General features: G+C 68.7%; 13 protein-coding genes and 1 pseudogene. 7 read left to right on the top strand and 7 right to left on the bottom strand.

What is annotated here, in order from left to right; genetic code table 11:
• Positions 1-633: pseudogene (locus ACFR9S_RS11935) on the bottom strand (hypothetical protein); the annotation flags it as partial.
• Positions 634-693: 60 nt separating this feature from the next.
• Positions 694-2,913 (bottom strand): CDC48 family AAA ATPase, encoded by a 2,220-nt coding sequence (locus tag ACFR9S_RS11930; protein ID WP_379731709.1) that lies wholly within the window; start codon positions 2,911-2,913, stop codon positions 694-696.
• Between the two features lie 238 nt (positions 2,914-3,151).
• On the opposite strand from ACFR9S_RS11930, the gene radB reads away from it, so the two are divergent.
• Positions 3,152-3,850: a DNA repair and recombination protein RadB gene (gene radB / locus ACFR9S_RS11925; RefSeq protein WP_379731708.1), complete on the top strand. Its 699-nt coding sequence runs from the start codon at positions 3,152-3,154 to the stop codon at positions 3,848-3,850.
• 62 nt (positions 3,851-3,912) lie between these two features.
• On the opposite strand, the gene ACFR9S_RS11920 is transcribed toward radB, so the two are convergent.
• Positions 3,913-5,073: a CBS domain-containing protein gene (locus ACFR9S_RS11920; RefSeq protein WP_379731707.1), complete on the bottom strand. Its 1,161-nt coding sequence runs from the start codon at positions 5,071-5,073 to the stop codon at positions 3,913-3,915.
• Between the two features lie 211 nt (positions 5,074-5,284).
• Between ACFR9S_RS11920 and ACFR9S_RS11915 the strand changes: the two genes are divergently transcribed.
• A complete protein-coding gene (locus ACFR9S_RS11915) occupies positions 5,285-6,091 on the top strand; it encodes an inositol monophosphatase family protein (protein ID WP_379818755.1) in 807 nt (268 codons plus the stop codon).
• 52 nt (positions 6,092-6,143) lie between these two features.
• Positions 6,144-6,593, top strand: coding sequence for an Lrp/AsnC family transcriptional regulator (locus tag ACFR9S_RS11910; RefSeq protein WP_379731609.1), 450 nt, complete (start codon positions 6,144-6,146; stop codon positions 6,591-6,593).
• Here ACFR9S_RS11910 and ACFR9S_RS11905 read toward each other — a convergent pair.
• On the bottom strand, positions 6,590-6,955 hold the full coding sequence (locus ACFR9S_RS11905) for a hypothetical protein (RefSeq protein WP_379731608.1): 366 nt from the start codon (positions 6,953-6,955) through the stop codon (positions 6,590-6,592). The genes ACFR9S_RS11910 and ACFR9S_RS11905 overlap by 4 nt on opposite strands.
• A 100-nt stretch (positions 6,956-7,055) precedes the next feature.
• On the opposite strand from ACFR9S_RS11905, the gene ACFR9S_RS11900 reads away from it, so the two are divergent.
• The 3 genes from ACFR9S_RS11900 (at position 7,056) to idsA3 (ending at position 10,752) form a co-directional block, all read left to right on the top strand.
• Entirely contained in the window at positions 7,056-8,150 is a 1,095-nt protein-coding gene (locus tag ACFR9S_RS11900; protein ID WP_379731607.1) for a DUF63 family protein, read from the top strand.
• Positions 8,151-8,359: 209 nt separating this feature from the next.
• Entirely contained in the window at positions 8,360-9,703 is a 1,344-nt protein-coding gene (locus tag ACFR9S_RS11895) for an RNase J family beta-CASP ribonuclease (RefSeq protein ID WP_379731606.1), read from the top strand.
• Positions 9,704-9,705: 2 nt separating this feature from the next.
• On the top strand, positions 9,706-10,752 hold the full coding sequence (idsA3, locus tag ACFR9S_RS11890) for a geranylfarnesyl diphosphate synthase (protein WP_379731605.1): 1,047 nt from the start codon (positions 9,706-9,708) through the stop codon (positions 10,750-10,752).
• 47 nt (positions 10,753-10,799) lie between these two features.
• Here idsA3 and ACFR9S_RS11885 read toward each other — a convergent pair whose 3' ends face one another.
• Positions 10,800-11,378: a metallophosphoesterase family protein gene (locus ACFR9S_RS11885; protein ID WP_379731604.1), complete on the bottom strand. Its 579-nt coding sequence runs from the start codon at positions 11,376-11,378 to the stop codon at positions 10,800-10,802.
• Between the two features lie 124 nt (positions 11,379-11,502).
• Here ACFR9S_RS11885 and ACFR9S_RS11880 point away from each other — a divergent pair, with 124 nt between their 5' ends.
• Positions 11,503-12,459, top strand: coding sequence for a DMT family transporter (locus ACFR9S_RS11880; RefSeq protein WP_379818754.1), 957 nt, complete (start codon positions 11,503-11,505; stop codon positions 12,457-12,459).
• Here ACFR9S_RS11880 and bcp read toward each other — a convergent pair.
• On the bottom strand, positions 12,456-12,914 hold the full coding sequence (gene bcp / locus ACFR9S_RS11875; protein ID WP_379732373.1) for a thioredoxin-dependent thiol peroxidase: 459 nt from the start codon (positions 12,912-12,914) through the stop codon (positions 12,456-12,458). The genes ACFR9S_RS11880 and bcp overlap by 4 nt on opposite strands.
• 50 nt (positions 12,915-12,964) lie before the next feature.
• The coding region (locus ACFR9S_RS11870; RefSeq protein WP_417385126.1) for a DNA replication complex subunit Gins51 at positions 12,965-13,067 on the bottom strand (103 nt) is incomplete at its 5' end.

Here is a 13,067-nt window from a genome sequence, read left to right as displayed (position 1 = left end):
GACGACGGCGTACTCGCCGCGGATCGCCTCCCCGGGGTCGAGCGTGATCGTCTCGGGCAGCCAGCGGTGGATATCGCCGGCCAGCCGCCAGAGGCCGTCGCCGTCGCGTTCGATTTCGGGCGGCTCGTCGACGAGGTCGTGGTTCGCCGTCGGGGCGAAGATCAGGCTCCCCTCGTCGCGAAGCCCCCCACCCATCAACGGCTCACCGTGGTCGCGCGGCGGTTCGCTGCTCGGGCGGCCGAACGGCGGGAGCCAGTCGAGGTCGACTGACTCGCGGTACCGTTCGGTGTTCTGGAGCGAGGCGACCAGCCGGGCGGGGCGGTCGGCGGTCGCGGTCGCGTCGAACCGCATCCTGATCTCGGCGCCGTCCTCGGTCCGGTACCGCATCGGCGAGAGCGCGTACGTCCGATCGGCAGTTCCGAGGTCGATAGTACTGGCGCCGAACAGGGCGTTACCCTCCAGTTGGACCACCTCGTCGGGGGTGCCGGCGGGCGTCGACGGCGTGGCAGTCGGCGTGTCGGTCCCGGCCGTCTCCGTGTCGGTTGGGGCGGTCTCTGTCGGGTCGGTCGAGCTACAGCCGGCGAGGAGGCTGCTGCCCGCCGCCAGCGAGGCGAGGAGGGCGCGTCGGCGCATACGCCCTGCTGAGAGTGGTAACGAAAAGGCCCTTGTGGAGGCGAAAAGACCGTTTTGTGTCTACTGGAAGCCGAGGCGGTTCCCGCGGTCGACGTTCGCGCTGGAGCTGCCGCGGAACTCCTCTTCGACCTCCTCGTAGTAGCTCATCAGGTCGTCGGTGATCGTCGGTCGGACCGCCTCGATCGCCTGCCGGAAGTGGCGCATCTCGACCTCTTCGGCACCGTCGGACTCCCGTAGCGCCTCGATCGCGGCCTCCCGGCAGATCGACTCCAGGTCGGAGCCGACGTAGCCGTCGGTTATCTCGGCGACCTCCTTCAGGCTCACGTCCGGCGCCAGCGGCGTGTCCTCGGTGTGGATCTGGAGGATCTGCTCGCGGCCGTCCTGATCGGGCGCGCCGACCATCACGAGCCGGTCGAACCGGCCCGAGCGGATCAGCGCGGGGTCGATCATGTCCGGGCGGTTGGTCGCGCCGATCACCATCACCTCGCCCATCTCCTCCAGCCCGTCGAGCTCCGTGAGGAGCTGGTTCACGACGCGCTCGGAGACGTTCGTGCCGGCCTGCTCACCGCGACTCGGCGCGAGCGAGTCGAGCTCGTCGAAGAAGATCACGGTGGGCGAGACCTGCCGGGCCTTGCGGAACGTCTGCCGGATCGCCTTCTCGGACTCGCCGACCCACTTCGAGAGGAGTTGGGGCCCGCGGACCGAGATGAAGTTGGCGTTGGTCTCGTTGGCGACGGCCTTCGCCATCAGCGTCTTCCCGGTGCCGGGCGGGCCGTACAGCAGCACGCCCTTCGGCGCCTCGACGCCCATGCGCTCGAACTTCTCGGGGGTCGAGAGCGGCCACTCGACGGCCTCCTTCACCTGCTGTTTGGGGTCGGTAAGCCCGCCCACGTCGTCCCACGTGATTTTGGGGAGCTCGACCAGCACCTCCCGCATCGCGCTGGGTTCGACCTCGTTGAGCGCGCCGCGGAAGTCCTCCTTCTTGACGATCATGCGGTCGATCAGGCTCGGCGGCACCTCCTCCTCGTCTAAGTCGATCTCGGGGAGGTAGCGCCGCAGCGCCTTCATCGCGGCCTCCTTGCTGAGGCTCTCGATGTCGGCGCCGACGAACCCGTGGGTCTCGGCGGCGAGGTGGTCGAGGTCGATGTCGTCCGACAGCGGCATCCCGCGGCTGTGGATCTGGAGGATCTCCTTGCGGCCGGTCTCGTCGGGGACGCCGATCTCGATCTCGCGGTCGAACCGACCCGGGCGGCGCAGCGCGGGATCGACGCTGTCGACGCGGTTGGTCGCGCCGATGACGATCACCTGCCCGCGGGAGTCGAGCCCGTCCATCATCGTCAGCAGCTGGGCGACGACGCGGCGCTCGACTTCGCCGGTCACGTCCTCCCGTTTGGGCGCGATGGAGTCGAGTTCGTCGATGAACACGATCGCGGGGCTGTCCTCCTTGGCGTCCTCGAAGATCTCCCTGAGCTGCTGTTCGGACTCGCCGTAGTACTTCGAGATGATCTCCGGGCCGGCGATGGAGAAGAAGCTCGCGGAGGTCTCGTTGGCGACCGCCTTCGCGAGCAGCGTCTTCCCGGTGCCGGGCGGGCCGTGGAGCAACACCCCCTGGGGCGGCTCGATGCCGAGCTTCTTGAAGATCTGGGGGTGTTTCATCGGCAGTTCGACCATCTCCCGGACGCGCTGGATCTCGTCCTCGAGGCCGCCGATGTCCTCGTAGGTGATCCCGCCGCCGGTCTTGTCGAAGCCGGAGATTGGCTCCTCGCGGAGCTCCACGTCGGTCTCCTCGGTGATCAGGCAGACGCCGTCTGGCTCGGTGTCGACGGCGATCAGCGGGATCGCCTGCCCGGGCGAGCGCATGAACGGGTGGTTCGTGCTCGACATCACGGGGACGATGTCGCGCTCGACCACCGGGCGCTTGAGGATCTGCCGCTTCACCATGCCGGCGGCCTCCGAGCCGAACTGCACCGACGCCTCCTCCGGCGGGGCGAGGGTGAGCGACTCGGCGGTCTCGGCCTCGGCCTTCCGGATGGTGACGCGCTCGCCGATGCTCACGTCGGCGTTCTGGCGCGTGAAGCCGTCGATGCGAACCGTGTCGGTGTTCCAGTCCTGTCGGTCGGCGCGCCAGACCTTCGCCGCCGTGGTTTCGGCGCCCTCGATCTCGATGATGTCCCCGGGGGAGAGCTTGAGGTGGAGCAGGGTGTCGGGGTCGAGCCGAGCGATACCGCGGCCCGAGTCGTTCGGGTACGCTTTCGCGACTTCCAGTTGGACTTCGTTCATGAGTAACCCGGAGTGAGTTACGTGGAAACAAGGGGTGTTCGCGCATAAGTGTGGCGTTAGGTCGAGGTTTTCTTCGTACACCAACGGCGCGAATTACCAGCAGACGGATGCCGAATTCTCCAGTCGAACAGCGGCGGAGTCGGTCGAGAGAACATCGAGGCGGGCGTACTCCCCTCGCTGAGGCACCGAACCGCCGCGAGTCCGAGCGCTTTCGTACCACCCCGCGCAAGCACCGCCAATGAGCGAACCCGTCCCCACCGGCTGCGACCCGATCGACGACCTGCTCGGCGGCGGTTTCGAGCGCGGCACCGTCACGCAGGTGTACGGCGAACCGGCCGCGGGGAAGACCAACCTCGCACTCGCGGCGGCGGTCGAGGCCGCCGTCGACGGCGGGCGCGCGCTGTACATCGATACTGAGGGGCTGTCGATCGACCGCTTCCGCCAGATCGTCGCCGGGAAGACCGACGGCGACGCCGACTTCGAGGAGGTGGCCTCCCGCATCGTCGTCTCGGAGGCCCACGACTTCGAGGAACAGGCCGAGGCCGTCCGGGACGCCGAGGAGTTCGCGGAGACTGCGGACCTGATCGTGCTCGACTCCGCGACGGGGTTCTACCGGCTGGAGCGTGCGGGCGACGACTCCGGCGGCGAGTCCCTGCGGAAAGTCGCCGACCAGATCACCCACCTGCTCTCGCTGGCGCGCAAACACGACCTCGCGGTCGTCGTCACCAATCAGGTGTTCCGCGATCCCGACGCCGATCGGACCCGCGGACTGGGCGGGAACACGCTGGAACACTGGACCGGCGTGGTGCTGCGACTGGAGCGGTTCCGCGGCGGTAACCGCCGGGCGTCGCTGGAGAAACACCGCTCGAAAGCGACCGGCGAGACCGCGACGTTTCGGATCGTCGAGGAGGGGCTGGCGGCCGCCGAGGAGCTCTAAGGCCGACGCGACGCGTCCCGGATCGGCCGTACGACGGCGAAAAAATCGAACGCGGGCGGCCTCTATAGCTCGTTCAGCTTCCGCATCAGCTGACCGCGGTACTCCTCGTCGGCCTTGACGCCCTTGAGTTCGAGCACGTTACGCTCCAGTCGGTCGAGCGCGACGTGGAACGCGTGCTCGGCGCCGTACCCCTCGCCGGAGCCGGCGACCTGCCCCTGCGTGGTTCGCAGGCGGATCTGACAGCGCAGCAGCGGGGTCCCACGGAGCTTCTCCTTGTGCTGGGTGAAGCGGACGTGGGCGTGGAGCACGTTCATCTCCTTGAACTTGTCCGCGACGCTCGTGATGTCCGCGACGATGTCCTCCCGAGTGAGCACGTCCAGCAGATTGATGTTCGTGATCTGGACGTCCATCGACTCCTCCTCGGTGTGGGTCAGCGCGCGGAGCACGTCGGTCTTCGTGATGACGCCCTCGATCTCGGCGCCGTCGGGCGTCGCCGTCACGACCAGCCCGGAGATGCCGTTCTCGAACATGATCGACACCGCCTCCTCGACGGTCTCGCCGGCGGTGATCGTCTGGACCGGGCTCGACATCAGGTCGTAGACGGGGATGTCGAGCATGCGCTCGAGTTCGCCGCTGCGGTCGCCCTCGCCCTGTCGGTCCTCGTCGCGCACCGCGAAGTCGACGATGTCGTTGGTCGTGACGATCCCGGTGAGGTCGCCGGTCTCGTTGGTGACGGGCAGCCGGGAGATGCCGTTCTCGCGCAGGCGGTTGATCGCCTTGCCGACGTGGTCGTCCTCGGTGACGGTGACGACCGACTCCGAGGCGATGTCGCCGACGGTGATGGCTTCGAGGTTCTCGAGCACCGCCCGCAGGATGTCGTCGGCCGCGACGATCCCCCAGAGGTTCTCGCCCTCGTAGACGGGCGCGATCTTCACGTCGCCCTCGACGAGCACGCGGGAGACCTCGCGCACGTCGTCGTGCCGGCCCACCTTCGGCGGGCTCCCGCCGCTACGGGAGGAGCGGACGACGGCGCCGACCTTCATGTCGTCCTCGACGTGAGACTGGACCAGTTGCTTCTCACGGATCACGCCGATACACTCGCCGTCCTCCATGACGACGACCCCTTTCGGGTTCTCCCGCTCGAACCGCGACCGAATCTTCGCGACGCGCGTGTCGGCCTCGACTTCGACGAATTCCTTGACGGCGATATCCGAGATGTCCATAGACAGTTTATCAGTTCCCTCGGCGTTGCCTTGAAGGTTATCGCATCGGGACAGCGGCGTGACGTGTTCGCGTGGCGTCACCGCTTCGGCGTCCGAATCCTCTCGGACCGCGCGAGGGGAGCGCCACGGGTCGCGTCGCCGTCGTCGAGTCACGCCGCGTTCGAGCAGGACCCAGAGCGTTCTTGGGGCTGGCTCCCCGAGACGGAGAACCATGGACGAACACGGAGCGGCCGGCCGCGCCGCGCTCGCCCGCCGCGCGGCCGTCGCCGGCGGCGACGTGGCGAAGGAGTTCTTCCGGACCGGCGTCGCCGTCGAGACGAAGGCGGGAAAGACCGACGTGGTGACGGAGGCCGACCGCGCCGCCCAGCGCGAAGTGGAGGAGGTCATCCGGGAGGAGCGCCCCGAGGAGCCGATCGTCGGCGAGGAGGGCGACGCGCTCAAGTCGGTACCGGAGACGGGACCGGCGTGGATCGTCGACCCCATCGACGGCACCGACAGCTACGTCCGGGAGCTCACGACCTGGGCCACCGCGGTCGCCTGCGTGGTCCAGGGCGAACCGGTCGCGGCCTGCAACTACCTGCCCGCGATGGACGACGTGTACACCGCCGACAGCGGGGCGGCCTACCGCAACGGCAGCGAAATTTCGGTCTCGTCGGTGAGCGACCCCGAGCGCGCCGCGGTCGTGCCGACCGTCTGGTGGCCGCGCGAGCGGCGCGACGAGTACGCCCGCGCGTGCGAGGCCATCGTGAGCCGCTTCGCCGACCTCCGACGACCGGGCAGCGCACAGGCCGCGCTCGCGATGGTCGCCGCCGGCTCGATCGAGGGCGTGATCACCAACGTCCAGACGAAGCCGTGGGACACGATCGCCGGGGTCCACCTCGTGCGCCGGGCCGGCGGGACGGCGACCGACCTCCGCGGGGAGCGGTGGCACCACGACGCCCGCGGGCTGGTCGTCTCGAACGGTGTGCTCCACGAGGAGATGCTCGAAGCGGCGCAGGCGATCGACGACGCGGTCTGACCTTCGGGAAGCAGTCACAAGCCCAAAGAGTCCCGACCGCACAGTCCCGCGTATGGAACTCGACGAGACGGACCGGCAGATCCTCCGCATCCTGCAGGAGGACGCCCGGACCCCCTTCAGCGAGGTCGCGCGCCGGATCGACATGTCCAGCGCGACGGTCCACGACCGGGTGAACCGCATGGAGGAGGCGGGCGTCATCGAGGGGTACCACGCGAGCGTCGACGCCGACGCGGTGGGGTACGGCGTGAGCGCGTTCGTCGGTCTCCGCACCGAGCAGGGCCGCGAGGAGGAGGCGCTGGCCCACCTCGCCGGCCTGCCCGAGGTCCAGGAGGTCCACCTCACGACCGGCCAGTGGGACGTGATGGTGCGGGTCCACGCCGAGGACACCGACGGCCTCCGGGACCTGATGTTCGACCACATCGCCGACACCGAGGGGTTCACGCGCTCACAGACGATGGTGGTGCTCGGCACCGACTACGAGGCCGACGGGCTGCCGATCTAACCGACGTACTGCGCCTCGGCGGAGTTGCGATCGCGGCCGAAGTCGACGATCTCGGCGTCGATCACGTCGCCCACGTCGGCGCTGTCGGGCACGCCGTCGACGAAGATCACGAAACCCGCCTTCTTGCAGACCGCGACCCGCTCGCCGGAGTGGTGGCTCTCGAACTCCTTGACGGCCAGCGAGACGCGATCGCCCACGTCGACCGGCGGCTCCCGCTCGGTGGCGGCCTCGTGGGCCTGCCGCGACTGCTCGCGCTGGGCCCGCTCGATCCCGTCGGCGCGCCCCTTCTGGTAGGCGGCGTAGAGGGCGATCACGGCGACCGCGACGCCGCCGGCCACCAGCATCGGTGTCGGACTGACCATGCTCCCGACGGGGGAGTCGCGGGAGGTAACGTTACTGGTCCCGCGCCGGGCGATACGGGAGACCGCAACCCTGAAGCCCCACGCTGTGCGGTGTTGGGGTATGTCATCCCTCCGCGAGTGGACCGGCCGGAGCCCGGAGCGGCTCTGGGCCGGCGCCGTCGGCGCGCTCCTGGTGGCGCTGGTCGGGGGGTCGGTACTCGCCCCCGAGACGGTGTACGACGGCTTCATCTGGCACTACTTCTGGGGGCCGGTACAGGCCGACGCACACAACGCGGTCTGTGCGATCCGTCCCGGGAGCACGGTCGAGTACCTCTACAGCACGTCGGCGTGTCGGGAGGCGGCCGAGCCGGTTGCCTACCCGGGTTACACGGTCGTCAGCGAGGTCGGCTACATCGTCGCGCTGCTGATCACGATCACCGGCGTCGTGCTGCTGCTGGAACGGCTCGGCATCGGGGAGGACCGCGGGCTGTTCTGGGCGATGGTGCCGTTCATGCTGCTCGGCGGCGCGCTCCGGACCGTCGAGGACGCCCACAACGCGATGGGGGATAGCTGGTTCGACTACCCGCTGAACACGCTGCTGATCAGCCCGATCATCTACCTCACGCTGTTCGTCATCGCGCTGGCCTGCATCCTCCTCTCGCTGTGGCTGGCCCGACGGGGGTACGTCGACGACTACGTCCGGCCGCTGACGGCGATGGGCGGCGGCGCGGTCCTGCTGTCGGTCGGCTACCTCGCCTTCCTCGCGGCGACGGACCCGCAGGTGCAGTTCTACCCGCTGGTGCTGATCGCGACGGTCGGGCTCTCGGCCGTCGCGGCCGTCGGGACGTGGTACGCCATCGAGACGTTCGCACCGAGCGTCAACGAGGGGACGGGACTGGCGGGCGGGATGGTGCTCGTCGCCCACGCCGTCGACGGCGCCGCGAACGTGATCGGGCTGGACTACCTGATGGCGCTCGGCGTGCCGTACAACCTCAACCCCAAACACCCCGCGAACCAGTTCATCGTCGACCTGTTCGGGGCGGCGTGGCCGTTCCTCGTCGTGAAGATGGCGGCGGCGACGTTCCTGATCTGGGTGTTCGAGCCCGAACTGGTCGAGGAGACGCCGCGGTACACGACGCTGCTGTTGACCGCGGTCAGCGCCGTCGGACTGGGGCCGGGGTCTCGGGACCTACTACGGGCTGTTTTCGGCGTCTGAGCCGTTCTCCGGTCGCCGGCCGTCGACCCGCGCCATTTTTACCCTCGGACGCAGAAGGACGGGTAAGAACATCCCGCGGGTAAACGCCGACGGGGCGTTGCGGGGATCGGTGACCGACGCGCTGTAAGACGCCGGGGTCCACGACCCCCACGCTCGCGGCTGTTTCAGTACGCACACCGCCACGAACGTGGCTTTGAGTGCATCCAACCATGGAAGTCGAAATCGCAACAATCGGCGGCTACGAAGAGGTCGGTAGACAGTGTACCGCGGTCCGCGCGGGCGACGACGTCGTCATCTTCGACATGGGCCTGAACCTGAGTAAGGTCCTGATCCACGACAACGTCGAGACCGAGCAGATGCACAGCCTCGACCTGATCGACATGGGCGCCATCCCGGACGACCGGGTCATGTCCGAGATCGAGGGCGACGTGCAGGCCATCGTGCCCACGCACGGCCACCTCGACCACATCGGTGCCATCTCGAAGCTGGCCCACCGCTACGACGCGCCGATCGTCTCGGCGCCCTTTACGATCGAACTGGTGAAACAGCAGGTCCAGAGCGAGTCGAAGTTCGAGGTCGACAACGACCTCATCAAGATGGACGCGGGCGAGACGATGCAGATCGGCGACGACACCGAACTCGAGTTCGTCAACGTCACCCACTCCATCATCGACGCGATCAACCCCGTGCTCCACACGCCGGAGGGCGCCGTGGTGTACGGGCTGGACAAGCGCATGGACCACACGCCCGTCATCGGCGACCCGATCGACATGGATCGGTTCCGCGAGATCAGCCGGGAGGAGGGCGTGCTCGCGTACATCGAGGACTGTACCAACGCCTCGAAGAAGGGCCGGACGCCCTCCGAGCGCGTCGCCCGCGAGCACCTGCGTGACGTGATGATGAGTCTGGAGGATTACGACGGCGGCATCGTCGCCACCACGTTCTCCAGCCACATCGCCCGCGTGAAGAGCCTCGTCGAGTTCGCCCAGGAGATCGGCCGCGAGCCGGTGCTGCTCGGCCGCTCGATGGAGAAGTACTCCGGCACGGCCGAGCGCCTCGGCTTCGTCGACTTCCCGGACGACCTCGGGATGTACGGCCACCGCAAGTCCGTCGACCGGACGTTCAAGCGGATCATGAAGGAGGGGAAGGAGAACTACCTCCCCATCGTCACCGGCCACCAGGGCGAGCCGCGCGCGATGCTCACCCGGATGGGTCGCGGCGAGACCCCCTACGACATCGAGGACGGCGACAAGGTCATCTTCAGCGCCCGAGTCATCCCGGAGCCGACCAACGAGGGCCAGCGCTACCAGTCCGAGCAGCTGCTCCGGATGCAGGGCGCCCACATCTACGACGACATCCACGTCTCGGGCCACCTGAGTCAGGAGGGCCACTACCAGATGCTGGAGGCGCTCCAGCCCGAGAACGTCGTCCCCGCCCACCAGAACCTCGAGAACCTCGCGAAGTACGTCGACCTCTGTGAGTCCGAGGGGTACAACCTCGGCGACGACGTCCACCTCTCGCGCAACGGCAACGTGATCCAGCTCACGGAGTAACGATGAGTGAGGACGCGACGGTCGAACGGCTGCTCGCCGCGGTGAAACAGCGCCGCGAGCGGGTCAACGACGCCATCGTCGAGGAGCTCCCGATCGAGGAGCCAGAACGCCTCTACGAGGCCTCCCGCTACCTGCTCGACGCCGGCGGGAAGCGCCTGCGGCCGACGGTGTGTCTCCTCGTGGGCGAGGCGCTGGCCGACGTGGACCCCGGCAGCGCCGACTACCGGGCGTTCCCCGCGCTGTTCGACGGCGAGGTCGACCTGCTGCGGGCGGCGGTCAGCATCGAGGTGATCCAGTCGTTCACGCTGATCCACGACGATATCATGGACGACGACGACCTCCGGCGCGGCGTGCCGGCGGTCCACCGCGAGTACGACGAGGAGACGGCGATCCTCGCCGGCGACACGCTGTACGCCAAGGCGTTCGAGTTCATGACCGACACCGGCAGCCGGCCCGAACTCTCCGTCGCCGCGACCAACCGGCTGGCGCGCACCTGTACCGAGATCTGTGAGGGACAGGCGCTCGACGTGGAGTTCGAGAACCGCGCGGGCGTGCTCCCCGAGGAGTACCTCGAGATGGTCGAACTCAAGACCGCCGTGCTGTACGGCGCCTCCGCGGCCATTCCCGCGATCCTGCTCGGCGCCGCCGACGAGACCGTCGAGGCGCTGCGGCAGTACGGGATCGACTCCGGGCGCGCGTTCCAGATTCAGGACGACGTGCTCGACCTGACGGTGCCCAGCGAGGAGTTGGGCAAGCAGCGCGGCTCGGACCTCGTCGGCGAGAAGGAGACGCTGATCACCCTCCACGCGCGCCAGCAGGGCGTCGACGTGGACGGGCTGGTCAGCGCCGAGACGGCCGACGAACTCACCGAGGCCGAGGTCGCCGACGCCGTCGAGACGCTCGAAGCGGCGGGCAGCATCGAGTACGCCCGCTCGAAGGCGGAGGAGCTGACCGCCCGCTCGAAGGGCCACCTCGACGCCCTGCCGGACAACGAGGCCAGTCGGCTGCTCGCGGATCTGGCGGACTACCTGATCAACCGCGGCTACTGAGCCGGCGTCCCTTTTCCCGACTCCCGTTCGCGGAGCCGGTACGGAAGCTACCGGAGTTCGACCTCGAACCGCGACTCGGCGGCCGCCGCGTCCCGAACGCGCTCGGTCGACCCACACCGATCGAGCAGCGCCGCCAGCCCCCCGAGCCGGACCGGCCGGTAGTCCAGTAGCTCCGCCGAGACGTTCACCCGGCGCGCGTCGGCGGCGACGAACGGGTGGGTGTCGGGGTCGTTGTCGTGGTGGTGGCCGTGGATCAGCCACCCCTCCCAGTCCGCCGGCGCGTCCTCGGGGCGGTGCGTGCAGTAGAACGACCGCTCGCCGTGTTCCAGAACGAAGCCGTCGACGACCGGGAACGGCGCCTCCGCCGGGTCGAGCCCCACGTCGTGGTTGCCACGCACGAGCAGGTCGCCGCCGAGCTGGTCGAACCGCTCGATCGTCTCCCGGCCGTCCTGCATGTCCATCGCCACGTCGCCGAGGTGGACGAGCACGTCCTCGGGCGAGACGGTCTCGTAATGCCGGTCGAGCATCGCGCTGTCCATCGCGCCGGGCGAGTCGAACGGCCGGTCGCAGTACTCGATGATGTTCGCGTGCCCGAAGTGATGGTCGGAGATCAGATAGCGGCCCACGGCGTCGATAGCGGGAGATTGACACTTAACTCCCCGCCCGGTGTGTGGACGGCTCACACCTTTCCGGGGCGGCGAATCGCGCCGCGATGGACACGCTCAAGCCGTCGCCGCCACCACTCCCGACGTGTCTCGCTATCAGGATGCCGGGCTGTTCGTGGTGCTGGCTGTCGCGTGGGGTGCCGGGTTCTCGGCGATCGAGGTCGGCCTGCAGACGATTCGGCCGATCCTGTTCGCCAGCTTTCGATTCGACATCGGCGCGGTCGTGACGCTGGGCGCGCTCGCGGCGCTGGGGCGGTTGGACCTCCCACGGACACGAGCGGACTGGCAGGCGATCTTCGTCGCCGCGGCGTTTCTCGTGTTCGGGAACGTCTTCTTCCTCTTCTTCGGACAGCTCTACACCTCCGGCTCGATCGCGTCGGTCGTGTACAGTCTCAACCCCGTGCTCACGGTGGGGTTCGCCGCACTGCTGCTCTCGGGCGACGGGCTGACGCCCCGCGACGTCGTGGGGATCCTCCTCGGGCTGGTCGGCGTCGTGCTGATCGCGCGGCCGTCGCCGACCGCGGCGACCGAGCCGCCCGCCGGCGCGCCCGGCGTGCTCGACGGCGCCTTCGAACTGCTCGGTGCGGACGGGCTCGGGGCGGCGCTGGTGTTCTGTGCGGTGATCGCGGTCGCCGCTGGCAGCGTGCTGCTGCGCCGGGTCGACGCGCCGATGGCCAGCCTCCCGACGACGGGGTGGGCGATGGGGCTGGGGGCGATCATGCTCCACGCCGCCAGCCTCGGGTTGGGCGAGCCGATCGTCGTGCCGTCGGGGACGTGGACGTGGGTCGCGGTCGGCTACGTCGGCGTCGTCGCGAGCTCTGTGGGGTACGGCGCCTACTTCACGCTGATGCGCCGCCGGGGACCGTTCACCGCGAACCTCGTGAGCTACGCGGTGCCGCCGGTCGCCGCCGTCACTGGGTGGGCGCTGCTGGACGAAGCGCTCCCACCGGCGGCCGTCGCCGGGTTCGGCTGTATCCTCGCCGGCTTCCTCGTGCTGAACCGGAAGGCAGTCGGCGAGGAAATTCGGCGGCTACGGGCCTAATCGAGGTCGAGGTCCGCCAGAATCTCCTCGGCGTGGTTCTCGGGATCGACGCCCTCGTACACTTCGACGATTTCGCCGTCCTTCACGACGAACGTGTTACGGAACACGCCCATCACCTCGTTGCCGAAGACGTTCTTCTCGCCGTAGGAGCCGTACGCCGCGGACACCTCGCCGTCCTCGTCGGAGAGCAGGTCGAACGGGAGGTCGTACTTCTCGCGGAAATCCGCGAGATCATCGACGGGGTCGTCGCTGATCCCGACGACGGAGATGCCGGCGTCCTCGTAGGTGTCCCAGTCGTCGCGGAACGAACACGCCTCGGTGGTGCAGCCGGGCGTGTCGGCGCGCGGGTAGAAGTAGACGACCGCGTACTCGCCGGGTAGATCCGAGAGCGAGACCTCGTCGCCGTCTTGGTTGGGAAGCGAGAACTCTGGCGCGTCGTCACCGGGTTCGAGCATGCCCGAGCGTGCGACCGGCGGGGACTAACGCTTTCCGCTCCCGGCGACGGTCACCAGAGTCGCTCGGCGGCCTCGCGCTGGAGCAGCGCCTCGGCGTTGTCCGCGGGCAGCGAGACCACGTCCTCGCTCTCGAGTTCGTACTCGCGGTCGTCG

The organism is Halolamina salina (assembly GCF_042678005.1).
GTDB lineage: Archaea > Halobacteriota > Halobacteria > Halobacteriales > Haloferacaceae > Halolamina > Halolamina salina.
Note: the sequence above shows the minus strand (reverse complement) of the source record. Positions and strands in the feature narration are given on the sequence as shown.